General features: G+C 64.2%; 20 protein-coding genes and 1 other RNA gene. 10 read left to right on the top strand and 11 right to left on the bottom strand.

Annotation, left to right across the window (positions count from 1 at the left end):
- Positions 1-48 precede the first annotated feature (48 nt).
- Positions 49-714: an isoprenoid biosynthesis glyoxalase ElbB gene (gene elbB, locus DBO85_RS07345; protein ID WP_108106614.1), complete on the bottom strand. Its 666-nt coding sequence runs from the start codon at positions 712-714 to the stop codon at positions 49-51.
- Between the two features lie 287 nt (positions 715-1,001).
- Between elbB and hemB the strand changes: the two genes are divergently transcribed.
- Positions 1,002-2,009, top strand: a complete 1,008-nt coding sequence (hemB, locus tag DBO85_RS07340) for a porphobilinogen synthase (RefSeq protein ID WP_108106613.1) — start codon at positions 1,002-1,004, stop codon at positions 2,007-2,009.
- Between the two features lie 19 nt (positions 2,010-2,028).
- Complete coding sequence (gene ppk1, locus DBO85_RS07335; protein WP_108106612.1) at positions 2,029-4,203, top strand: polyphosphate kinase 1; 2,175 nt, start codon at positions 2,029-2,031, stop codon at positions 4,201-4,203.
- 10 nt (positions 4,204-4,213) lie between these two features.
- Here ppk1 and ppx read toward each other — a convergent pair whose 3' ends face one another.
- Complete coding sequence (gene ppx / locus DBO85_RS07330; protein WP_108106611.1) at positions 4,214-5,716, bottom strand: exopolyphosphatase; 1,503 nt, start codon at positions 5,714-5,716, stop codon at positions 4,214-4,216.
- A 240-nt stretch (positions 5,717-5,956) separates the two neighbouring features.
- Between ppx and trxA the strand changes: the two genes are divergently transcribed.
- The 4 genes from trxA to DBO85_RS07310 all read left to right on the top strand — a co-directional run bounded on the left by trxA (position 5,957) and on the right by DBO85_RS07310 (position 10,509).
- A complete protein-coding gene (gene trxA / locus DBO85_RS07325) occupies positions 5,957-6,283 on the top strand; it encodes a thioredoxin TrxA (RefSeq protein WP_108106610.1) in 327 nt (108 codons plus the stop codon).
- Between the two features lie 258 nt (positions 6,284-6,541).
- Entirely contained in the window at positions 6,542-7,801 is a 1,260-nt protein-coding gene (rho, locus tag DBO85_RS07320; protein ID WP_108106609.1) for a transcription termination factor Rho, read from the top strand.
- A gap of 118 nt (positions 7,802-7,919) precedes the next feature.
- A complete protein-coding gene (gene ubiD, locus DBO85_RS07315; RefSeq protein WP_108106608.1) occupies positions 7,920-9,386 on the top strand; it encodes a 4-hydroxy-3-polyprenylbenzoate decarboxylase in 1,467 nt (488 codons plus the stop codon).
- Between the two features lie 154 nt (positions 9,387-9,540).
- Positions 9,541-10,509, top strand: a complete 969-nt coding sequence (locus DBO85_RS07310) for a CDP-6-deoxy-delta-3,4-glucoseen reductase (RefSeq protein ID WP_108106607.1) — start codon at positions 9,541-9,543, stop codon at positions 10,507-10,509.
- 102 nt (positions 10,510-10,611) lie between these two features.
- Here DBO85_RS07310 and DBO85_RS07305 read toward each other — a convergent pair whose 3' ends face one another.
- The gene (locus DBO85_RS07305; RefSeq protein WP_108106606.1) at positions 10,612-11,592 is read right to left on the bottom strand and encodes an NADPH:quinone oxidoreductase family protein; all 981 of its coding nucleotides are present in this window, start codon (positions 11,590-11,592) and stop codon (positions 10,612-10,614) included.
- Between the two features lie 123 nt (positions 11,593-11,715).
- Here DBO85_RS07305 and DBO85_RS07300 point away from each other — a divergent pair, with 123 nt between their 5' ends.
- Positions 11,716-12,147: a flagellar basal body-associated protein FliL gene (locus DBO85_RS07300; RefSeq protein WP_108106605.1), complete on the top strand. Its 432-nt coding sequence runs from the start codon at positions 11,716-11,718 to the stop codon at positions 12,145-12,147.
- A gap of 114 nt (positions 12,148-12,261) precedes the next feature.
- Here the strand turns inward: DBO85_RS07300 and DBO85_RS07295 are convergent, their stop codons facing one another.
- The 4 genes from DBO85_RS07295 to DBO85_RS07280 all read right to left on the bottom strand — a co-directional run bounded on the left by DBO85_RS07295 (position 12,262) and on the right by DBO85_RS07280 (position 17,785).
- Entirely contained in the window at positions 12,262-13,425 is a 1,164-nt protein-coding gene (locus DBO85_RS07295) for an ABC transporter permease (protein ID WP_108106632.1), read from the bottom strand.
- 9 nt (positions 13,426-13,434) lie between these two features.
- Positions 13,435-16,161, bottom strand: coding sequence for a ribosome-associated ATPase/putative transporter RbbA (gene rbbA / locus DBO85_RS07290; protein WP_108106604.1), 2,727 nt, complete (start codon positions 16,159-16,161; stop codon positions 13,435-13,437).
- Complete coding sequence (locus tag DBO85_RS07285) at positions 16,158-17,225, bottom strand: HlyD family secretion protein (RefSeq protein ID WP_108106603.1); 1,068 nt, start codon at positions 17,223-17,225, stop codon at positions 16,158-16,160. The genes rbbA and DBO85_RS07285 overlap by 4 nt, the downstream gene beginning before the upstream one ends.
- 101 nt (positions 17,226-17,326) lie before the next feature.
- On the bottom strand, positions 17,327-17,785 hold the full coding sequence (locus tag DBO85_RS07280; RefSeq protein WP_108106602.1) for an EVE domain-containing protein: 459 nt from the start codon (positions 17,783-17,785) through the stop codon (positions 17,327-17,329).
- A 178-nt stretch (positions 17,786-17,963) separates the two neighbouring features.
- Between DBO85_RS07280 and DBO85_RS19520 the strand changes: the two genes are divergently transcribed.
- Entirely contained in the window at positions 17,964-18,095 is a 132-nt protein-coding gene (locus tag DBO85_RS19520) for a hypothetical protein (RefSeq protein WP_267895608.1), read from the top strand.
- Positions 18,096-18,120: 25 nt separating this feature from the next.
- Here DBO85_RS19520 and DBO85_RS07275 read toward each other — a convergent pair whose 3' ends face one another.
- The 4 genes from DBO85_RS07275 to DBO85_RS07260 form a co-directional block, all read right to left on the bottom strand.
- Entirely contained in the window at positions 18,121-18,735 is a 615-nt protein-coding gene (locus DBO85_RS07275; protein WP_108106601.1) for a 5-formyltetrahydrofolate cyclo-ligase, read from the bottom strand.
- Positions 18,736-18,769: 34 nt separating this feature from the next.
- Positions 18,770-18,946, bottom strand: a non-coding RNA gene (ssrS, locus tag DBO85_RS07270) — 6S RNA.
- A gap of 33 nt (positions 18,947-18,979) precedes the next feature.
- Positions 18,980-19,294, bottom strand: a complete 315-nt coding sequence (locus DBO85_RS07265; protein WP_108106600.1) for a cell division protein ZapA — start codon at positions 19,292-19,294, stop codon at positions 18,980-18,982.
- A complete protein-coding gene (locus DBO85_RS07260; protein WP_108106599.1) occupies positions 19,291-19,500 on the bottom strand; it encodes a TIGR02449 family protein in 210 nt (69 codons plus the stop codon). The genes DBO85_RS07265 and DBO85_RS07260 overlap by 4 nt, the downstream gene beginning before the upstream one ends.
- A gap of 147 nt (positions 19,501-19,647) precedes the next feature.
- Here DBO85_RS07260 and DBO85_RS07255 point away from each other — a divergent pair, with 147 nt between their 5' ends.
- Entirely contained in the window at positions 19,648-20,196 is a 549-nt protein-coding gene (locus DBO85_RS07255; protein WP_108106598.1) for a YecA/YgfB family protein, read from the top strand.
- Between the two features lie 17 nt (positions 20,197-20,213).
- A complete protein-coding gene (pepP, locus tag DBO85_RS07250; RefSeq protein WP_108106597.1) occupies positions 20,214-21,548 on the top strand; it encodes a Xaa-Pro aminopeptidase in 1,335 nt (444 codons plus the stop codon).
- Position 21,549 lies beyond the last annotated feature (1 nt).

Genomic DNA, 21,549 nt, shown 5'->3' with positions numbered 1-21,549 from the left:
CCTTGTTGTTATTGGAGTCGGGTTGGCGGCCAGGTGGTCGTCACCGCGTCAGTCGTCGTGCTGGGTCATCTCGATGATCCGGTCCACCAGCTTGTAGATCCCACCCGCCGCTTCGCTGATCGATTGGGCGAGCATGTAGGCCGGCGTAGTCACCAGCTTGCGTGCCTGGTCCTCGACGATGTCCCCGACCAGGCAGTCTTCGTGGGTCGCGCCCATCTGATTGATTGCTGCTGCGGTATCCGGGTCGCTGCCGATGGTGCAGGTCACCTGGTTGCCGAAGATCTGCGCGGCCAGTGCCGGGGCGATGCACATCATGCCGATCGGCTTGCCGGCTTCGACGAACGCGCGGGCGGCGAGCAGCACGTCATGCTGGACGCAGCAGGCGGCGCCCGCCACGGCGAAATCGGACAGGTTCTTCGCTGCGCCGAAGCCGCCCGGAATGATCAGGGCGTCGAATTCCGCCGCGTGCAGCTGGCGCACATCCTTCACTTCACCGCGGGCGATGCGGGCGGATTCGGTAAGCACGTTGCGAGTTTCCCCACTGACCTCGCCGGTGAGATGGTCGACCACGTGGAACTGCGGAATATTGGGTGCAAAGCATTGGGCATGGGCACCGCGCTGGTCGAGGCGCAGCAGGGTGATCACGGCTTCGTGGATTTCGCTGCCGTCGTAGACGCCGCAGCCGGAGAGAATCACCGCAACTTTCTTTTGCATACAAGGCTCCTGTGGAATTGGCCGGCTGCGCGGGCGGATCCGCCTGCGAGCGCTGCTGGCAGGCAATCTATCCTGTTCCGGACCGCGCTGGAATGCTCTTCGGCCGCTGATGAAAGTTGGAACACCGCAGCGTGCCTCGGTTCAGCGCGCCGCCCGTGCTCGACTGCCAGGGCAGCCTGGCAGACAATGGGAAGAGCCCCCAGGGTTTGTGCCCGGCTGTCATCAATCGGTCATCTGGCCACCCTATAACCGCCACAGCTTGCCCGTCGAGGGTCATGGAGTCCGCCGTGAGCTTTACCCCAGCCAATCGTCTTTTCCCCGCCACTCGCCTGCGTCGCAATCGGCGCGACGACTTCTCCCGCCGCCTGGTGCGGGAGCATCGGTTGAGCGTCGACGATCTGATCCTGCCGGTGTTCGTGCTGGACGGGGAGAATCGCCGCGAGGTGGTTGCGTCGATGCCCGGGGTGGAGCGTCTTTCCATTGACCAGCTGCTGATCGAGGCCGAGCGCTGGGTGGCGCTGGGCATTCCGGCGCTGGCGCTGTTTCCGGTTACGCCTCTGGAGAAAAAATCGCTGCTGGCCGAGGAAGCCTGGAATCCGCAGGGCGTCGCCCAGCGGGCGATCCGGGCGCTACGTGCGAAGTTTCCCGAGCTGGGCGTGATCAGCGACGTGGCGCTGGACCCCTTCACCACGCATGGCCAGGACGGCATCCTCGATGAGAACGGTTACGTGCTCAACGACATCACTGTCGATGCGCTGGTAAAACAGGCGCTGTCGCATGCGGATGCCGGTGCCCAGGTCGTGGCGCCGTCGGACATGATGGATGGCAGGGTGCAGGCGATCCGCGAGGCGCTGGAGCTGGCCGAACACTCCAATGTGCGGATCATGGCCTACTCGGCCAAGTACGCCAGCGCCTATTACGGGCCGTTCCGCGACGCGGTCGGATCCGCGGCGAACCTGGGCAAGGGCAACAAGTCCACTTACCAGATGGACCCGGCGAATGCCAACGAAGCACTGCATGAAGTCGCCGCCGACCTGGCCGAGGGGGCCGACATGGTCATGGTCAAGCCGGGCATGCCCTATCTGGACATCCTCTGGCGAGTGAAGGAGGAATTCCGTGCGCCGACCTTCGTCTATCAGGTCAGTGGCGAGTACGCCATGCACATGGCTGCGATCCAGAACGGCTGGCTCTCCGAGGCGGTGATTCTCGAGTCGCTGACGGCCTTCAAACGAGCGGGTGCCGATGGCATCCTCACCTATTTCGCCGTGCGCGCCGCCGAGCTGCTGCAGGGCTGAACCTCCCCGAGAAGATGCGATGAACAGCGAAGGACTCGAACCCCAGGACCTCAATCCCGTCGAACTGCCGGAGATTCTACCGGCCGAGCCGGTCGTGGAGGTGCCGCCTCCGCCGGTGAGCCTGGATGACAGCAGCCTTTACAGCCACCGCGAGCTGGCCCAGCTGCAGTTCAATATCCGCGTGCTGGAACAGGCGCTGGACGAGTCCCATCCGCTGCTCGAGCGGTTGAAGTTCCTGCTGATCTTTTCCAGCAACCTCGACGAGTTCTTCGAGATCCGCGTGGCCGGCCTGAAGAAGCAGATCAACTTTGCCCGTGAACAGGCCGGTGCCGATGGCCTGCAGCCGCACCAGGCACTGGCGCGGATCAGCGAGCAGGTTCACGAGCAGGTTGCGCGGCAGTACCGCATCCTCAACGACATCCTGTTGCCGGAGCTGGCCAAGCATCAGATCAACTTCATCCGCCGCCGACACTGGACCACCAAGCTCAAGACCTGGGTGCGTCGCTACTTCCGTGAGGAGATCGCGCCCATCATCACGCCGATCGGGCTCGATCCGACGCACCCGTTTCCGCTGTTGGTGAACAAGAGTCTGAACTTCATCGTCGAACTGGAAGGCGTGGATGCCTTCGGCCGGGATTCGGGTCTGGCGATCATTCCTGCGCCACGCCTGCTGCCACGGATCATCCGGGTTCCCCCCGAGGTCGGTGGGCCTGGCGACAATTACGTGTTTCTGTCCTCGATGATCCATGCGCATGCCGACGACCTGTTCCAGGGCATGACGGTGAAGGGTTGCTACCAGTTCCGCCTGACCCGCAACGCCGATCTTTCGGTGGATGCCGAGGATGTCGAGGACCTGGCGCGTGCGTTGCGCGGCGAGCTGTTCAGTCGTCGTTACGGTGATGCGGTGCGCCTGGAGGTGGTGGATACCTGCCCTGCGCACCTCACCAACTACCTGTTGCGCCAGTTCAACCTGGCGGAGAGCGAGCTGTATCGGGTCAACGGCCCGGTCAACCTGACGCGGCTGTTCAGCGTCACCGGCCTGGAAAGCCACCCGGAGCTGCAGTTCGCTCCCTTCACACCAGTGATCCCGCGCCTGCTGCAAAACGCCGAGAACATCTTCAGTGTTGTCGGCAAGCAGGACATCCTGCTGATGCACCCTTTCGAATCCTTCACGCCGGTGGTCGACCTGCTGCGCCAGGCCGCCAAGGACCCGAACGTGCTGGCGATCAAGCAGACGCTCTATCGCTCCGGTGCCAACTCGGAGATCGTCGATGCCCTGGTCGATGCTGCGCGCAACGGCAAGGAGGTCACGGTGGTGATCGAGCTGCGTGCGCGCTTCGACGAAGAGTCCAACCTGGCACTCGCCAGCCGTCTGCAGGCCGCCGGCGCGGTGGTCATCTATGGCGTGGTCGGCTACAAGACCCACGCCAAGATGATCCTCATCCTGCGCCGGGAGAATGGCGAGCTGGTGCGCTATGCGCATCTGGGTACCGGTAACTACCACGCCGGCAACGCCCGGCTATACACCGACTACAGTCTGCTGACTTCGGACGACGCGCTCTGCGAAGACGTCTCCAAGCTGTTCAGCCAGTTGATCGGCATGGGCAAGACCCTGCGCATGAAGAAGCTGCTGCACGCGCCCTTCACGCTGAAGAAGGGCATCCTCGACATGATCGCCAGGGAGACCGCCAACGCGCTGGAGGGCAAGCCGGCGCACATCATTGCCAAATGCAACGCGCTGACCGATGCCAAGGTGATTCGCGCGCTGTACAAGGCCAGTCAGGCGGGGGTGAAGATCGATCTGGTGGTGCGCGGGATGTGCTGTCTGCGTCCGAGTGTTCCTGGTGTTTCGCACAATATCCAGGTGCGTTCGATCATCGGTCGCTTTCTCGAGCACACGCGCATCTACTACTTCCTCAATGGCGGCGAGGAGCAGATCTATCTGTCGAGTGCCGACTGGATGGAGCGCAACCTCGACAAGCGTGTCGAGACCTGCTTCCCGGTGGAGGGCAAGAAACTGCTGATGCGGGTGAAGAAGGAGTTGGAAAGCTATCTGACCGACAACACCCAGGCCTGGGCGATGCAGGCGGATGGCAGCTACCAGCGCATCACCCCGAGTGGCAATCAGAACTCGCGCAGCGCGCAGCAGGCGCTGTTCGAAAAGCTCGCCAGTCCGTTGGTCGTCGCGCGCTGAATACGCAGCCTCAGCGTGCGCTGAGGCTGTAACCGACCCGCGCCAGCCACTGGGCCTCGAGCTCGAAGTCGGCCTTGGTCAGCGGGTTGGCTTCCAGCCAGTCGGCCGGAAACACCAGCTCCAGGCTGCGCTCGGATGCCACCAGCTTCACCTTGGGCATCTCCTGGGTGCCGCGGATGTGATGGAACAGGATCGCGAAGCGCAGCAGGATGCAGAGCCGCACGAGGCTGTCGCCGTCCTCGCGCAGTTCGGCGAACTTCTCCTGCGGGATGTTGCGCCTGTGTCCTCGCACCAGCAGCGCCAGCATCGACTGATCCTGACGCGAGAAGCCCGCCAGATCGGAGTGCTCGATCAGGTAGGCGCCATGCTTGTGATACTGGTAGTGGGCGATGTCCAGGCCCACCTCGTGTACGCGCGCCGCCCAGCTGAGCAGTTCGCGATGCCAGTCTTCCTGCAGATTCCAGGCGGCGGCCACCTGTTCCAGTGCCGAGAGCGCCTTGGCCTCTACCCGTGCCGCCTGCTCCATGTCGACGTGGCAGCGCTCCATCAGGGCGCCCAGCGTCCGCTCGCGGACGTCTTCGTGCTGATGGCGGCCGAGCAGGTCGTTGAGCACGCCCTCGCGCAACGCACCTTCTGAGTGGTGCATCTGGGTAAGCCCCAGTGCGTCGAAGATGGCTTCGAGGATTGCCAGGCCTGCCGGGAAGATCGCCCGGCGATCCGGTTTGACGCCGTCGAAGTCGATCTTGTCGACCTCGCCCAGCTTGAGTACGCGGCGCTTGAGCCACGCCAGGCCTTCGGCGTTGACCTCGCCGTTGCCCAGTCCTGCGCCCTGGATCGCCAGGCCGACGGCACGGATGGTGCCCGAGGCGCCGACGGTTTCCTGCCAGCCGAGGCGTTGCAGGCCCTGCTCGATGCTCATCAGTTCCAGCCGCGCGGCCGTATAGGCCTGCGCGAAGCGAGCCGGAGTGATCTTGCCGTCGCGAAAATGCCGCTGGGTGTAGCTGACGCAGCCCATCTGCAGGCTCTCGCGCAGCAGCGGTTCGAAGCGCTGGCCGATGATGAACTCGGTGCTGCCGCCGCCGATGTCGACCACCAGGCGCTTGCCGGCGGTGTCGGCGATGCTGTGCGAGACACCCAGGTAGATCAGTCGCGCTTCCTCGCGGCCGGAGATGACCTCGACCGGGTGGCAGAGGATCGCCTCGGCCCGGCGGATGAACTCTGCGCGGTTACGCGCTTCGCGCAGGGCATTGGTGCCGACGATCCGCACGGCGCCCGGCGGCAGGCCCTGGATCAGTTGCGCGAAGCGCTTCAGGCAATCCAGGCCACGCTGCATGGCTTCTTCGCTGAGCTGGCGCTGCTCGTCGATACCGGCGGCCAGCTGGACCTTGTCGCCGAGGCGTTCGAGGATGCGGATCTCTCCGTGATCCGCCTTTGCCAGAAGCATATGGAAGCTGTTCGAGCCAAGGTCGATGGCGGCGATCAGGGGAAAGTTCTTCGCTGGGCTTTGGGGCATGGGTCCGCATCCGGAACAAAACTGGGCCATCCTGCCACGACCGCGCCTTCGAGCCAACGCGCAAAGCTGCCGCAGGCGTGACGCTGGTCGGCTGCAAGGTCCGACGCAGGGCCCCAGGGCGGCGTCATGGATTGCCTTGCGGCGGGCCATAGCCAGTCTCAATGGTGATTGGCTTTCGATGACGGGCAACCCCGGCTATGATGGCGGCCACTTTTTCGTTTGCGATACCCGGAGATTTCCATGAGCGAACTCATCTTCAATGTCAGCGATGCCAGCTTTGAACAGGATGTGCTCCAGGCCGACGGACCGGTTCTGGTCGACTACTGGGCCGAGTGGTGCGGGCCGTGCAAGATGATCGCGCCGGTACTCGACGAGATCGCCCAGACCTACCAGGGCAAGCTGAAGGTCTGCAAGCTGAACATCGACGAGAACCAGGACACCCCGCCGAAGTACGGCGTGCGTGGCATCCCCACGCTGATGCTGTTCAAGGGCGGCAATGTCGAGGCGACCAAGGTCGGCGCGCTGTCGAAGTCGCAGCTGGCGGCTTTTCTGGATAGCAACATCTGAAACCGCAGCGTTTCAGGCGTTCCCTGACGCACCGGGCAGGCGACATGTCGCTGTCCGGTGCGTTTGCACTTGTGCGAAAAAGAGGCTGGACGCCCGCTTTGTGCCAGTGTTAGATTCGGTGCGTCACGATCCTCCGTGATCCCCTGCATGCCGTGCCGCCCCCCATTCTGATTGTTCGCGACCTGTCGCCTTCTTCCGCGGCCCGGCTTCCCAAGCTAGATAGCAGCTTCCCCCCTCCTTCACGATTACGTCATTCCTATGAATCTGACTGAACTCAAGCAAAAACCGATTACCGACCTGCTGGAAATGGCCGAACAACAGGGCATCGAGAACATGGCCCGTTCGCGCAAGCAGGACGTGATCTTCGCCCTGTTGAAGAAGCACGCGAAAAGCGGAGAAGAAATCTCCGGCGACGGCGTGCTGGAAATCCTCCAGGACGGCTTCGGTTTCCTGCGCTCCGCGGACTCTTCCTACCTGGCCGGCCCGGATGACATCTATGTCTCGCCCAGCCAGATCCGCCGCTTCAATCTGCGTACCGGCGACACCATCGTCGGCAAGATCCGTCCGCCGAAGGAAGGCGAGCGCTACTTCGCTCTGCTCAAGGTCGACACGATCAACTACGATCGGCCGGAAAACGCGAAGAACAAGATTCTGTTCGAGAACCTCACGCCGCTGTTCCCCAACAAGCGTCTGATCATGGAAGCCGGTAACGGCTCCACCGAGGATCTCACCGGCCGGGTGATCGACCTCTGCGCTCCGATCGGCAAGGGTCAACGCGGCCTGATCGTTGCGCCGCCGAAAGCCGGCAAGACCATCATGCTGCAGAACATCGCCGCCAACATCGCGCGCAACAACCCCGAATGCCATCTGATCGTTCTGCTGATCGACGAGCGTCCCGAGGAAGTGACCGAGATGCAGCGCACCGTGCGCGGCGAAGTGGTCGCCTCGACCTTCGACGAACCGCCGACTCGCCACGTGCAGGTCGCCGAGATGGTGATCGAGAAGGCCAAGCGCCTGGTCGAGCACAAGAAGGACGTGGTGATCCTGCTCGACTCCATCACCCGTCTGGCGCGTGCCTACAACACCGTGATTCCGAGCTCCGGCAAGGTGCTTACCGGTGGTGTCGATGCTCATGCCCTGGAGAAGCCGAAGCGCTTCTTCGGTGCAGCGCGCAACATCGAGGAAGGCGGTTCGCTGACCATCATCGCCACCGCGCTGGTCGAGACCGGCTCGAAGATGGACGAGGTGATCTACGAGGAATTCAAGGGCACCGGCAACATGGAGCTGCCGCTTGATCGTCGTATCGCCGAGAAGCGCGTGTTCCCGGCCATCAACATCAACCGCGCCGGCACCCGCCGCGAAGAGTTGCTGACCGCAGACGACGAGCTGCAGCGCATGTGGATCCTGCGCAAGCTGCTGCACCCGATGGACGAGATCGCCGCCATCGAGTTCCTCCTCGACCGTCTCAAGGACACCAAGACCAACGAGGAATTCTTCCAGTCGATGAAGCGCAAGTAAGCGTCGGGAAGAACTGCCGAGGCCGGGGAAACCCGGCCTTTGTCTGTCCGTACTTCGAGCGTGCCGCCAACGGCGCTACACTTCGCGCCTTTCCTGCGGCCGGACGTGAGGTTCAAGCATGCAGTACCGCGATCTACGCGATTTCATCAGTGGCCTGGAACAGCGCGGCGAGCTCAAGCGCATCCAGACGCCGGTTTCTCCCGTGCTGGAGATGACCGAAATCTGCGACCGGACCCTGCGCAAACAGGGTCCGGCATTGCTGTTCGAGAACCCTACAGGCTTCGACATGCCGGTGCTCGGCAATCTGTTCGGCACGCCGAAGCGGGTGGCGCTGGGCATGGGCGCCGAGAGTACCGAGGCGTTGCGCGAGATCGGCAAGCTGCTGGCCTTCCTCAAGGAACCTGAGCCGCCCAAGGGGCTCAAGGATGCCTGGAACAAGCTGCCGATCTTCCGCAAGGTGCTGTCGATGGCACCCAAGGTGCGCAAGGACGGCGCCTGCCAGGAAGTGATCGAGGAAGGCGAGGCGGTCGATCTGGGGCGCCTGCCGATCCAGCACTGCTGGCCGGGCGATGCAGCACCGCTGATCACCTGGGGCCTGACGGTCACTCGCGGGCCGAACAAGGAACGACAGAACCTCGGCATCTATCGCCAGCAGGTGATCGGTCGCAACAAGGTCATCATGCGCTGGCTCAGCCACCGCGGCGGCGCGCTGGATTTCCGCGACTGGTGCGAGAAGTTTCCCGGCAAGCCCTATCCGGTGGCGGTGGTGCTCGGCGCCGACCCTGCGACCATTCTCGGCGCGGTCACGCCGGTGCCCGACAGTCTCTCCGAGTACGCCTTTGCCGGTCTGCTGCGCGGTAGCCGCACCGAGCTGGTCAAGTGTATCGGCAGCGATCTGCAGGTGCCGGCCAGCGCCGAGATCGTCCTGGAAGGGCACATCTACCCGGGCGAGATGGCGGACGAGGGTCCCTACGGCGACCACACCGGTTACTACAACGAAGTCGACCGCTTCCCGGTGTTCACCGTCGAGCGCATCACCCGCAGAAAGCAGCCGATCTACCACAGCACCTACACCGGTCGGCCGCCGGATGAGCCTGCGATCCTTGGCGTGGCGCTCAATGAAGTCTTCGTGCCGATCCTGCAGAAGCAATTTCCCGAGATCACCGATTTCTATCTGCCACCGGAAGGCTGTTCCTATCGCATGGCGATAGTGACCATCAAGAAGCAGTACCCCGGTCACGCCAAGCGGGTGATGCTCGGCGTCTGGTCCTTTCTGCGCCAGTTCATGTACACCAAGTTCGTCATCGTCACCGACGACGACATCAATGCCCGCGACTGGAACGACGTGATCTGGGCCATCACCACGCGCATGGACCCCAAGCGCGATACCGTGATGATCGACAACACGCCGATCGACTACCTCGATTTCGCTTCGCCGGTATCCGGCCTGGGTAGCAAGATGGGCATGGATGCCACCCACAAGTGGCCGGGCGAGACCAGCCGCGAGTGGGGGCGGGTGATCGAACGCGACGAGGCGGTCAGTCGCCGCGTTGACGCCCTCTGGGCGGAACTGGGCATAGACTGAACACAAGCCACAAGCCACAAGCCACAAGCCACAAGCCACAAGCCACAAGCCACAAGCCACAAGCCACAAGCCACAAGCCACAAGCCACAAGCCACAAGCCACAAGCCACAAGCCACAAGCCACGGAACGGCTGTATAGAGATTCGAGAACCGTGTTGAAAGTGACCCTACAACCCTCCGGGCTGGTGCTTCAGGTCGAGCAGGGCGAACGCATCCTCGATGCCGCGCGACGCCAGGGATTCGAGTGTCCGCAGAGCTGTCGCAACGGCAACTGCCAGATCTGTGCCGCGCTGCTGGTCAACGGCCGGGTGCGTCAGGCCGACAAGAGCCTGGAGCACGGCGAGGTATTCGCCTGTCTGGCCGAGCCGGAACAGGACTGCGTACTGCACTGGGACGGTGTGCTGGCGCCCGGCGAGCTGCCCACGCGCGAGTTCAACTGCCAACTGATCGATTGCAAGGATGTCGGCGGCGATGTGCATCGCCTGCGCCTGCGCGCCCCGGCGGGGCGCGCGCCGCGCTATCACGCGGGCCAGTACCTGCTGTTGCGGCGGGAGGATGGCGAGTACTCGGCCTTCTCGCTGGCCTCGGCCCCGCACGCCGGACGTGAGCTGGAACTGCACGTGCTGGCACGTGAAGAAGGTACCCGAGCCTTGCTCGCCCATCTGGTGCAGAGCGGCTTCGCGCGGGTGAGGATGCCCTTTGGCGATACGCATCTGGCTGAATTGCCGGATGGCCCGCTGGTACTGATTGCCGCGGGTACCGGGATGGCGCAGATGCACAGTCTGATCGAGCACTGCCGCGCCGCAGGTTTCGCTCATCCGGTCCATCTCTACTGGGGCGTCAAGTTCGCCGAAGACTTCTACGAGTTGCCGCACTGGCAGGACTGGCAGCGCGAGCCCATGCTGAGCCTGCACCAGGTGGTCAGCGACGATCCGCGCTGGACCGGGCGCAAGGGGTTGCTGCATCAGGCCGTGCGTGAAGACTTCGCCGATCTCGCTGCGCTGCATGTCTATGCCAGCGGATCGCCGGTAATGGTCTATGCGACGCTGGATGCGCTGGTGGAGGCGGGCATGGACCCGCGGCAGATGCGCGCCGACGTGTTCGCCTACGCGCCGCGCAGCTGATCCTGACTTCCTCGCGCCTTGAGCAGAGGGTGCTAGGCGCGGCAGAGAGGCAAAGAAAAGCCGCCCGAAGGCGGCTTTTTTCATGTCGTCGCAGGCGGGCTATCAGCGCACCTTGATGACGACCTTGCCCACGGCCTTGCGCTGGCCGAGGTGGTTGATCGCATCGGCGGTCTGCTCCAGCGAGAAGGTCTGCGAAACCAGTGGCTTGAGCTTGCCTTCGTCGAACCAGCTGATCAGCTGCTGGAAGTTCGCCAGGTTGTCCTTCGGCTGGCGCTGGGCGAACGAGCCCCAGAACACGCCGATCAGCGCGGCGCCCTTGAGCAGCGGCAGGTTGGCCGGCAGCGCCGGGATGCCGCCACCGGCAGCGAAGCCGACGACCAGGAAGCGGCCGTTCCAGGCGATCGAGCGGAAGGCTTCTTCGAAGAAGCTGCCACCGACAGGGTCATAGATCACGTCCACGCCCTTGCCTTCGGTGATTTCCTTCAGGCGCTCCTTGAGGCTTTCGGTGCTGTAGTTGATCAGCACGTCGGCACCGGCATTACGCGCCACCTCCAGCTTCTCGTCGCTGCTGGCGGCGGCAATCACCTTGGCGCCCATCGCCTTGGCGATCTCCACCGCGGCCAGACCGACGCCGCCGGACGCGCCAAGTACCAGCAGGGTTTCACCCGGCTGCAGGTTGGCGCGCTGCTTGAGGGCGTGCATCGAGGTACCGTAGGTCATGCTGAATGCGGCAGCCTGGGCGAACTCCATGCCGGCCGGCATCGGCATCACGTTGTAGGCGGGTACCGCAACCTGCTCGGCGAAGGCGCCCCAACCGGTCAGCGACATCACCTTGTCGCCCGGTTTGACGTGCGTCACGCCTTCCCCGACCGAGGAGACCACGCCTGCGGCCTCACCGCCCGGGGAGAAAGGGAAGGGCGGCTTGAACTGGTACTTGCCCTCGATGATCAGGGTGTCCGGGAAGTTGACACCGGCCGCGTGTACATCCAGCACCACCTCGTTCTTCTTGGCGACGGGGCTTGCGGTCTCTTCAATGACGAGGTTCTCGGCCGGGCCGAAGGCTTTGCACAATACGGCTTTCATCGGGGACTCCTGCGGTTGTAGTGGTTCAGCAGTGTAGGTGGGGGGGCGCTGTGGTCAACAAGCATGGGCCGCCCTGATAGTCGTGCATCAGCGCCGGGCTTGGGGCTGGCTCCGCGACTGGCTATGCTAGCGGCCTTACCCTGCGAGGACGCTGACGTGAAGATCTGGATTTCCCTGTTGCTGGCTGCGTGCCTGCCATCGCTTGCACTCGCCGAGGAGGACAAGAAGGAAGTACCGCAGGTTGCCTACGTGGCCCTGGTGCCGCCGCTGGTAGGCAACTACGTGGTGGGCAGTCGCCTCAAGCTGTACAAGGCCGATATCTCGCTGCGCGTCACCGGCGCCGACGCCCAGGCCAAGGTGCAGTTGCACGAGCCCTTGATCCGTAACCAGTTGGTGATGCTGTTCGCCCAGCAGACCGAAGAGACCCTGACCGGCATCGACGGCAAGGAAAAACTGCGCCAGGAAGCGCTGAAGCAGGTGCAGCAGATCCTCAACGACGAAGAGGGCGCGCCGCTGGTGGAGGATCTGCTGTTCAACAACCTGATCATTCAATAGGCGGCGGCAAGCCATAAGCTTCGGGCTCGGGTTTCAAGCCGAAGCCGGCCCCGGCCCCGGCCCCGGCGTCTGGCCTGCTCCGGCTGTCCCGCTGTCCCGCTGTCCCGCTGTCCCTTACGCCATCTGTGCCAGGGTGCGGCGAAAGCGTGCCAGCGCGCCGAGGAAGAACAGCGAGCCTATTGCGGTGATGGCCAGCAGTTGCGGCCAGACGATGTCCAGACCGGCGCCGCGATAGAGAATCGCCTGCGCCAGGCTGACGAAGTGCGTGGTGGGTGCCGCCAGCATGATCTGCTGGACCAGCTCGGGCATGCTTTCGCGCGGCGTGGTGCCGCCGGAGAGAATCTGCAGCGGCATCAACACCAGGATGATCAGCAGTCCCAGCTGCGGCATCGAGCGCGCCACGGTGCCGAAGAAGATGCCCATCGAGGTGGTGGCGAACAGGTGTAGCGCGGCGCCGAGCAGGAACAGCGCCAGCGAGCCTTCGATCGGCACCTGCAACCAGCCCTGCACCACCAGTAACAGCGACAGCGCAGCCGCCACCAGCACCACCAGGCCCATCGACCAGACCTTCGCCAGCATGATCTCGAACGGCGTCACCGGCATCACCAGCAGGTGCTCGACGGTGCCGTGCTCGCGTTCGCGGATCAGCGCGGCCCCGGTGAGAATGATCGACAGCATGGTGATCTGGTTGATCACCTCCATCACCGAGCCGAACCAGGAACGGGTCAGGTTGGGGTTGAACTGCACGCGCATGGCCAGGCTCGCCGCCTCGCTGGTGCTGGCCCGGTAGTGGCGCAGGAAGTCGGCCACCTCGCTGGCGCCGATCGCCTGGATATAGCCGGCACCGCTGAAGGCCTGGCTGACCTGGGTGGCGTCGACGTTGAGCTGGATCGAGGGTTTGCGTCCGGCCAGCAGGTCGCGCTGGAAATTCGGGGGGATGTTCAGGGTGAAGGTGTAGATGCCTGCGTCCATGCCGCGATCCATCTGGTTCAGGTCGATCATCTGCGGCGGACGGAAGTAGGGCGGCTGAAAGGCGTCGACGATGCGCGCGGACAGCTGCGAGCGATCCTCGTCGACAATGCCGATCGAGGCGTGGTGCAGGCTCTCCGGCATGCTGGTGGCGGCAGTGTGCACGCCGAGGCTGAAGGCCCAGACGATCAGGATCAGCAGTGCCACATCACGGGCCAGGCTGCGTAACTCCTTGACCCCCAGGTGGAAGACGTTGGCCAGTTTGCCGCGGGCGCTGTCGCGTCGGGCGCCGCGGTCAACCTCGTTCATTTTCATGGCTCAGCGCTCCTGTTTTTTCAGCAGATTGGCGCTGAGCAGGGTCAGTGCCGGGATCGCGATCAGCAACGGAATGAAGTAGCCGTACAGATCGCCGAGTCCCAGTGCCTTGGAGAACGCCCCGCGGCTGATGACCAGGAAGTGCGAGGTCGGATAGAGCTGGCCGATCCAGGCGCCGAGTCCCTCAAGGGACGATACCGGGTAGATCAGGCCGGAAAACTGGATCGCCGGCACCAGGGTCGCGATTGCGGTACCGAAAACCGCGGCGATCTGACTGCGGGTGAAGGTCGACATCAGCAGGCCCAGGCCGGTGGCGCAGGTGACGTAGAGCAGGCCGCCGAGCATCAGGGTCAGCGGGCTGCCCTTGAGCGGCACGTCGAACAGGGTGACCGCCAGCAGCACCAGCAGCAGGCAGTTGAGAAAACCCAGGGCGATGTAGGGCAGCTGCTTGCCGAGGAGGAATTCCAGGCGCGTCACCGGCGTCACGTAGAGGTTGATGATCGATCCCAGTTCCTTCTCGCGGACCACGCCGAGGGCGGTAAGCATCGCCGGGATCAGCATCAGCAGCAGCGGTATGACCGCCGGCACCATGGCCTTGAGGCTTTCCACGTCGGGGTTGTAGCGGTAGCGCACCTCCAGGCTTGCAGGGCTCGGCTGGCCGGCCTGGGGCGAGCGTTGCGCGAGTTCCTGCAGGTAGTGGGCATGCATGCCCTGGACGTAGCCTTTGATGGTCTCGGCGCGGGTCGGCATGCTGCCGTCGATCCATACGCCGACCTCGGGACTGGCGCCGCGCTTGATGTCGCGGCCGAAGTGCGGCGGTATCTCCAGTGCCAGGCTGATCTCGCCGCTGCGCATGCGTCGTTCCAGATCGGCGTGGTCGCGTAGCGGTGGCTGCTCGATGAAATAGCGCGAACCGCTGAGATTGAGGATGTAGTTCTGGCTGCTGCCGGTCTGGTCGCGATCGAGTACGGCGAAGGCGAGGTCTTCCACGTCGAGACTGATGCCGTAGCCGATGATGAACATCAGCAGCACGCTGCCAAGCAGCGCCATGCTGCCGCGGATAGGGTCGCGGCGCAGCTCCAGTGATTCGCGCCAGGCATAGCTGAACAGCCGCAACAGGCTGAAGCGAGCGGGTCTGGCGGTGTGCGGTGCGGCTGTCGGCATGGCGAAGTCCGAAGGCTGATCAGTACCGGCGGCTTCCTGCAGGTAGGCGACGAAGGTCTGCTCCAGGCTGTCCAGGCCGCGCTTGTCCATCAGTCCTTGCGGAGTGTCGCTGTCGAGTACCTTGCCGGCGTGCATCAGCGAGATGCGATCGCAGCGTTGTGCCTCGTTCATGAAGTGGGTGGAGATGAAGATGGTCACGCCGTCGTTGCGCGACAGGTCCAGCATCAGCTGCCAGAAGCGGTCGCGGGCGATCGGGTCGACGCCGGAGGTCGGCTCGTCGAGGATCAGGATCTCCGGCCCGTGGATCACCGCGACTGCCAGCGACAGACGCTGGCGCACGCCCAGTGGCAGGCGCTCCGGCAGTGCCTCCATGACCTTCTGCAGCTCGAAGCGCTCGGCCATCTCGGCCACCCGGGACTCGATCCGCTCGGTCGGCACGTGGAACAGCTGGGCGTGCAGCACCAGGTTCTGGCGCACCGTCAGTTCGCTGTAGAGCGAGAACGCCTGGGACATGTAGCCGACCCGGCGGCGGGTCGCCATGTCGCGAGGGTCGACTGCCTGGCCGAACAGCAGTGCTTCGCCTTCGCTGGCTGCGAGCAGGCCGGTGAGCATCTCCATGGTGGTCGACTTGCCGCAGCCGTTGGAGCCGAGGAAGCCGAAGATCTCGCCGCGCTCGATGCGAAAGTCCACCGCGTCGACAGCGACGAAGTCGCCAAAGCGGCAGGTCAGCCCGCGGGCTTCGATGGCGATCTCCGCAGGCCCGGCAGCGAGCGCGCGAGGCGTGATGCGCAGGGGCTGGTGCTGGCGGCGCTTTTCCTCCGGCAGCAGGGCGATGAAGGTCTCTTCCAGGCTGGCGCAGCCGGCAGCCGCGCGCAGCTGCGCCGGACTGCCGCAGGCGAGCACGCGACCGGCATCCATCGCTACCAGATGATCGAAGCGCTCGGCTTCCTCCATGTAGGCGGTGGCAACCAGCACGCTCATCTGCGGCCGTTGCTGGCGGATGCGCTCGATCAGCTCCCAGAAGTGGTTGCGTGAGAGTGGATCGACGCCAGTGGTCGGCTCGTCGAGGATCAGCAGGTCAGGGTCGTGGATCAGCGCGCAGCACAGGCCGAGCTTCTGCTTCATGCCGCCGGAGAGTTTGCCGGCGGGGCGCTCGCGGAACGCTGCCAGGCCGGTGCTGCGCAGCAGATGGTCGATGCGCCGGGCACGCTCCTCGGCGCCCTGGCCGAACAGCCGAGCGAAGAAGTCGAGGTTTTCCTGCACCGAAAGCGTGGGGTAGAGGTTCTTGCCCAGGCCCTGCGGCATGTAGGCGATGTTCGGACAGGTCCGCCGGCGATGGCTCGGATTGGCCATGTCGCCGTCCAGGACCTCGACGCGCCCCTGCTGAAGCTGCCGGGCACCGGCGACAAGCGCCAGCAGGCTCGATTTGCCGACGCCGTCCGGACCGATCAGGCCGACCATGCAGCGCGCCGGCAGGGTCAGCTCGGCAATGTCCAGCGCACGGGTGGCGCCGTATTCGAGTGTGACTCCGGCCAGTCGGGCGACCGGCGCGTGCGCCGCGTTCATTGCGGCAGCTTGAGGGTCAGTCGAGCCGGCCACTCGGCCTCGGGGTCAAGGCGCAGATAGGCCATGCCGGGCAGCCCGGTCTTGACCTGCTCCAAGTGCTGCTGGAGCAGCGCGGGATCGATTCGCGCCTTGATCCGGAACATCAGTTTCTCCCGCTCGCTGGCGGTTTCCACGGTCTTGGGCGTGAACTGCGCGCCGCTGGCGACAAAGCTGACCCTGGCCGGGATCACATAGTCCGGTGCGGCGTCGATCACCAGTCGCACTTCGCTGCCCAGGGCGATGCGGCCGGCCAGGCGTTCGGGCAGGAAGAAGGTCATGTATACATCGGAAAGATCGACCAGGTTGAGCAGCTTGCCGCCAGCGCCAAGCACTTCGCCCGGCTGGGCAATGCGGTACTGCACCCGGCCGGCGCGCGGTGCCTTGAGCGCGCTGTCGTCTATATCCGCCTGCAGGCGGTCGACGCTGGCGCGGGCCGCCTCGATGGCCGACTCGGCCTCGATCACCTGGGAATTTGCCGCGGTGATGCCGGCCTGTGCCGACTGCACCTGGGAGCGGGCGGCAGCAAGGGCGGCCTGGCTGCTCTGCAGGCGCGCCAGGTCATCGTCCAGTTGCTGTTGCGGCAGGGCGTTGCGCTTGACCAGGGTGACGCTGCGCGCGTGGCGCTTTTCCGCGGCAGAGAGTTCGGCCTGGCGCTGGCGCACCACCGCTTCGGCGGTCTGTTTCTCGCTTTCGCGCAGGCTGACCTGGGCATCCGCAGTACGTCGGGCATTTTCCGCCTGGCGCACCTGGGCCTGGGCCTGGGCGAGCTGCGCCTGCAGCACCTGGGTGTCCATGCGTGCGACTATCTGTCCGGCGTCCACGAACGCGCCTTCCTCGACGAGGATCTCGGCTACCCGCCCGCCGAGCTTGCTGGCGATGTCGACCTCGGTGGCCTCGATGCGGCCATTGCCGCTGGCGAAGGCGTCGCCAAGCTCATCCGGGCGCAGTTCGAGCCAGAGCAGTGTCGCAGTCGCAACGGCGGCGAGGGCTATGACGGGAAGTATCCATTTGCGTTGGCGCGGCATGGCGGGATATCCGTATTGAGTCCGGTGTTGGCGCTAGCTGGGGTGCTGCGTCAGTTGGAGTCGATCTTCGCCCGGATGGAAAGAAAAGTAGTTGAGTTGCATCAAAGCTGGCGGGCGAGTCGAAGAATGGTGTCCCAGTGCTCCAAGTTGACCGGCATGACAGAAAGCCGGCTGCCCTTCTGTACCAGCGGCAGGTCCTTGAGGTCGTCACAGAGCTTGATTTGCGATAGCGCAAGAACCTCTGGGAAGGCCTCCTCGAAGGCGACGTCCACGGCACTCCACAGATTCTTGCCACTGGCAGTACGCGGGTCGTGATAGGGGCTTTGCGGGTCGCAGGCACTGGGATCGGGATAGGCGCCTTGGACGATTCGGCCGATACCGGCCACGCCTGGCTGGGCGCAGCTGGAGTGATAGAACAGGAACAGGTCGCCCTCCTGCATGGCGCGCAGGTAGTTGCGTGCCTGAAAATTGCGCACGCCGTCCCAGCGGGCCTGCCCCTGCCGGGCCAGCTCCTGTATCGACAGTTCGTCGGGCTCCGACTTCATCAGCCACGTCGGCATGAACTTTGCTCCTTGTTTGCGCTCAAAGCGGCCCTCTAAGATTCGAGGTCCGTGCTCGCGTCAATCTGCTGGCCGGTTTGACGTCGGGCTGCTGTCGGAATGCACCGCTTGAACCCGATGTAGAGCCTTATAAGAATAAAACGCAGTTACGGTACAAGCCTTTAGGGGGAGGCGATAGATGAAGCGTAAACCGGATCTTCTCTGGGTATTGGTGATCCTGTTCAGTCTGGGGGTAGTTACTACCGGTTACACCCAGAGCCTCTGGGAGCGCGACAGCGCTCGAGGCGTCACTGTCCAGTCGTTCGACTAGGAGTTCTTTTCGCAGGGATGCGGTATCAGCTGTCGCGCGCGGCTCGATACCACTGGCGGTCGGTCACTATCGCGCTCAGGTGCACATCCCAGGCCGCCATCGGCAGGCGGTCGACCTTCTGGCACTCATGCGCCAGGCCTAGCATTGTCGGTTTGTGCCAATTTTTGCGCCTCGCCAGGTAGGCCAGGCTGCGGTCGTAGAAGCCGCCGCCCATGCCCAGGCGTCCGCCGAACTCGTCGAAGCCAACCAGTGGCAGCAGCAACAGGTCCAGCGCCCACGCCGGGCGTTGCCGGGCACGGCAGCGCCTGGGCTCGGCGATGCCGAAGCGGTTGCGGATCAATGGCTCGCCTGGGCGAACACGCTGAAAGTCCATGCGCATGTGTGGCCAGCGGCGCAGGGTCGGCAGGTAGACCTGCTTGCCCGAGCGCTGTGCTGACTGCAGCAGTGGCTGCGGGTCGATCTCGCCGTCCGCGGCCAGATAGATGGCGACATGCCGGGCTCGGCGAAACAGCGGGCTTGGAACGATGCGTTTGTACAGTGCCTGGCTGGCGCGTCTTTGTTCGAGCGGGGAAAGTTGCTGGCGCAACTGGCGCAGCTGGCGACGCAGCTGGGTGCGACTGAGGCCGGCCGCAGCAATCATCTGCAGCCCCTTGAGGTGGCGGATGTGGGTGATAAGACCCCCCGGAGTGCCGCTGTCGGCTTGACCCTTGAACCCGAAAGTTCAAGGTGGCGACTGTAGGTGACCGTAAGGCTTTCCGTCGGGCGGACATGCACACGGGTCACACGTACAGCCTCCAGGTTTTGCGTATCGGGAGAGGGACGTGACCAACTGGCGCACAACCCAGGGAGCGGCGGCCAGTATATCCCAATAGGATCGGCCCGAGTCAGCCTCGCGCTCCGTCCTGATCGGTGGCCAGGGCGTGATCCACGCGGTCGAGCAGATCGCGAACCTGCTCGCGGGTGGAGCTGGCTTCGCGATCCAGACGCTGCTGCTTGTGCAGTAGGTCGTGGGTGATGTTCAGGGCCGCCATCACGGCGATGCGGTCGGCGCCGACGACTTTGCCGCTGCCGCGTATCTCGCGCATCTTGCCGTCCAGATAGCGCGCAGCGCTTTCCAGGTTGGAGCGCTCGTCGGCGGGGCAGGCGATGCAGTATTCCTTGTCGAGAATATGCACGGTGACGGTGTTGGACTGGCTCATTGATCCTGCTCCAGGGCTTTGAGGCGCGAAATCATCGCTTCGACCTTCAATCGTGCCATTTCGTTCTTTTCGACCAGATGGGCGCGCTCTTCACGCCAGGCATGTTCGTTGCCGAGCAGCAGACGGTTGTGCGCCTTGAGCTGCTCGACGCGCTGGATAAGCAGTTCCAGCTTGGTCTTGAGCGACTGCAGATCAGCGTCTTCCATGGAAAATCTCTGGGAATTCGGGTCAGCGGACTATATAGGATCGGCGCCGCGTCGGGTCAAACGGCGCTTCGGATGGCCTGCCATCGGGCCCGGTGCTAGCATACGGCGCTTCATTCTAGTTACTGCGTCCCGAGTCGCCTAGCCGCCATGTCCACGTCCGCCTATCACGCTTTCGCCACCCTGCTTGCCAGTCAGGGCCACCAGACCACTCCCGCCGAGCTGCATGGCCTTCTGCTCGGTCGCAGCTGCGCCGGCGCCGGTTTTGAGGTGGATGCATGGCTGCTGGATGCCGCCGACCTGCTCGGTGCCGAGCCGGAGGAAAGCCTACGCCAGGCGCTGATCGGGCTGCAGGAAATGGTCCGTGGCGAACTCACCGGAGAAGATGTCACCGTGGTGATGCTGCTGCCGGGAGACGACTCGCCTCTGGCCGAGCGGGCGGTGGCGCTAGGGCAGTGGTGCATGGGCTTCCTCGCCGGCTTCGGTCTGACCGAGCGCAGTGGCGAGCTGAGCGAGGATGCCAGTGAAGTGCTACAGGATTTCGTCGCCATCGCGCAGATTCAGGATGCGCTGGAAGAGTCGGAGGACGGCGAAACCGATTACATGGAGGTCATGGAATACCTGCGCGTAGCGCCCATGCTGCTGTTCAGCGAGTGCGCCAAACCAGTCGCGGCGCAGCCCAAACCCTCTCTGCACTGAAAGGATAGTTTCTGCCCATGAGCCGCATCCCCGCTTCGGAATATGCCCGCCGGCGCAAGGCGCTGATGGCGCAGATGGAACCCAACAGCATCGCGATCCTCGCTGCCGCGCCGGTGCACATTCGCAACCGCGACGTCGAGCACGTCTACCGTCAGGACAGCGACTTCCAGTACCTAACCGGGTTCCCCGAACCTGAAGCGGTGCTGGCGCTGATTCCCGGCCGCGAGCATGGCGAGTACGTGCTGTTCTGCCGTGAGCGCGACCCCGAGCGCGAATTGTGGGACGGTCTGCGCGCCGGCCAGGAGGGTGCCGTGCGCGACTTCGGCGCTGACGACGCCTTCCCCATTGGCGATATCGACGACATCCTTCCCGGTCTGATCGAAGGGCGCGAGCGGGTCTACTACGCGATCGGTTTCAACCAGGAGTTCGATCACCGGCTGATGGACTGGATCAACGTGATCCGCTCCAAGGCGCGCCAAGGCGCGCAGCCGCCGAACGAGTTCGTTGCCCTCGACCACCTGCTGCACGACATGCGCCTGTACAAGAGCGCCGCCGAAGTGAAGCTCATGCGCGAGGCGGCGGACATTTCCGCGCGCGCGCACATTCGGGCCATGCAGGCCAGCCGCGCGGGCCTGTTCGAGTACCATCTGGAAGCGGAGCTGGATTACGAATTCCGCAAGGGTGGGGCGAAGATGCCAGCCTACGGCTCCATCGTCGCAGCCGGACGCAACGCCTGCATCCTGCATTACCGTGAGAACGATGCGCCTTTGAAGGATGGTGACCTGGTGCTGATCGACGCCGGCTGCGAGATCGACTGCTACGCCAGCGACATTACCCGCACCTTCCCGGTGAACGGGCGCTTCAGCCCCGAACAGAAGGCCATCTACGAGTTGGTGCTGGCGGCGAACGAGGAGGCGATCCGGCATATCGCTCCCGGTCGTCACTGGAACGAGTCGCACGAGGCCACCGTTCGGGTCATTACTGCGGGGCTGGTGGAACTCGGTCTGCTGCAGGGCGAGGTCGACGAGTTGATCGCGGCCGAGGCCTACAAACCCTTTTACATGCACCGCGCCGGCCACTGGCTGGGCATGGATGTGCATGACGTCGGCGACTACAAGATCGGCGGCGAATGGCGGGTGCTCGAGGTGGGTATGGCCATGACCGTCGAGCCGGGCATCTACATCGCCACGGACAATGCCCAGGTGGCGAAGAAGTGGCGCGGCATCGGCGTGCGTATCGAGGACGATGTGGTGGTTACCCGCACTGGCTGCGAGGTGCTCACCACCGGCGTGCCCAAGCGTGTCGAGGAGATCGAGGCGCTGATGGCAGCGGCCCGCGAGCAGGTGGCCTGAG

Origin of the sequence: Pseudomonas mangrovi (genome assembly GCF_003052585.1) — a bacterium.
In the GTDB taxonomy this organism is placed as follows: Bacteria; Pseudomonadota; Gammaproteobacteria; order Pseudomonadales; family Pseudomonadaceae; genus Aquipseudomonas; species Aquipseudomonas mangrovi.
Note: the sequence above shows the minus strand (reverse complement) of the source record. Positions and strands in the feature narration are given on the sequence as shown.

Coding starts and splice junctions, on each gene's coding strand:
- elbB (WP_108106614.1), bottom strand. CDS start 714: ATGCAAAAGAAAGTTGCGGTGATTCTCTCCGGCTGCGGCGTCTACGAC.
- ppk1 (WP_108106612.1), top strand. CDS start 2,029: ATGAACAGCGAAGGACTCGAACCCCAGGACCTCAATCCCGTCGAACTG.
- ppx (WP_108106611.1), bottom strand. CDS start 5,716: ATGCCCCAAAGCCCAGCGAAGAACTTTCCCCTGATCGCCGCCATCGAC.
- trxA (WP_108106610.1), top strand. CDS start 5,957: ATGAGCGAACTCATCTTCAATGTCAGCGATGCCAGCTTTGAACAGGAT.
- rho (WP_108106609.1), top strand. CDS start 6,542: ATGAATCTGACTGAACTCAAGCAAAAACCGATTACCGACCTGCTGGAA.
- ubiD (WP_108106608.1), top strand. CDS start 7,920: ATGCAGTACCGCGATCTACGCGATTTCATCAGTGGCCTGGAACAGCGC.
- DBO85_RS07305 (WP_108106606.1), bottom strand. CDS start 11,592: ATGAAAGCCGTATTGTGCAAAGCCTTCGGCCCGGCCGAGAACCTCGTC.
- DBO85_RS07300 (WP_108106605.1), top strand. CDS start 11,716: ATGCTAGCGGCCTTACCCTGCGAGGACGCTGACGTGAAGATCTGGATT.
- DBO85_RS07295 (WP_108106632.1), bottom strand. CDS start 13,425: ATGAACGAGGTTGACCGCGGCGCCCGACGCGACAGCGCCCGCGGCAAA.
- rbbA (WP_108106604.1), bottom strand. CDS start 16,161: ATGAACGCGGCGCACGCGCCGGTCGCCCGACTGGCCGGAGTCACACTC.
- DBO85_RS07285 (WP_108106603.1), bottom strand. CDS start 17,225: ATGCCGCGCCAACGCAAATGGATACTTCCCGTCATAGCCCTCGCCGCC.
- DBO85_RS07280 (WP_108106602.1), bottom strand. CDS start 17,785: ATGCCGACGTGGCTGATGAAGTCGGAGCCCGACGAACTGTCGATACAG.
- DBO85_RS19520 (WP_267895608.1), top strand. CDS start 17,964: ATGAAGCGTAAACCGGATCTTCTCTGGGTATTGGTGATCCTGTTCAGT.
- DBO85_RS07275 (WP_108106601.1), bottom strand. CDS start 18,735: ATGATTGCTGCGGCCGGCCTCAGTCGCACCCAGCTGCGTCGCCAGCTG.
- DBO85_RS07265 (WP_108106600.1), bottom strand. CDS start 19,294: ATGAGCCAGTCCAACACCGTCACCGTGCATATTCTCGACAAGGAATAC.
- DBO85_RS07260 (WP_108106599.1), bottom strand. CDS start 19,500: ATGGAAGACGCTGATCTGCAGTCGCTCAAGACCAAGCTGGAACTGCTT.
- DBO85_RS07255 (WP_108106598.1), top strand. CDS start 19,648: ATGTCCACGTCCGCCTATCACGCTTTCGCCACCCTGCTTGCCAGTCAG.
- pepP (WP_108106597.1), top strand. CDS start 20,214: ATGAGCCGCATCCCCGCTTCGGAATATGCCCGCCGGCGCAAGGCGCTG.